Consider the following 585-nt stretch of genomic DNA (forward strand, 5'->3'; position numbering starts at 1 on the left):
TCGAGCGTGCGACCGGCATTGTCGACAAGGGACAGCACGGTCACCGCCTCGAAGGTCTGGCGCGGGCAGCCCCCGATCTCGCCGCGCACGATCGCGCAGTAGAGCTGGGGCAGGGCCGTGGCGGCGTAGGGCCCCTCCAGATTGTCCTCGGGCCGGAACAGGCCCTGGCCGACGGTCTGGCGTTGGCCCCGGGTGATCGCCCCGAGGGTGTCGAGGCGTCGCGCGATGGTGGAGAGGAAGCGCTTCTCGCCCTTCACGTCGGTCGTGACCGGCCGCAACACCGGCGGCTGCGCCTGGTTCGTGCGGTTCGTGCGGCCGAGCCCCTGCACCGCGGCGTCCGCCTTCCAGCCGGCCTCCAGCAGGTAGTGGACGCGCAGGCGCCGGTTCTGCGCGCTCCGGTCGGCGTGGTAGCTGCGGCCGGTCCCGCCGGCGTCGGAGAACACCAGGATCCGCTTCCCGTCGTCCTGGAACGCCTGCGTCTCGCTGAGATTGGCGCCGGCCGGGCGGTTCTGGAGCACGAGGCGGTCGATGCCGTCCTTGCCCGTCTGGCGCACGATCCGGCGCGAGCGGCCGGTCACCTCGGCC

The 585-nt window shown here is 73.0% G+C and carries 1 protein-coding gene; it reads right to left on the reverse strand.

The window, feature by feature from the left end:
• Nucleotides 1-585: strawberry notch C-terminal domain-containing protein (locus ACU8YC_RS25750; protein WP_446896073.1), on the reverse strand; the 585-nt coding region annotated here is incomplete at both ends.

Source organism: Citrobacter sp. VF227 (genome assembly GCF_052950715.1).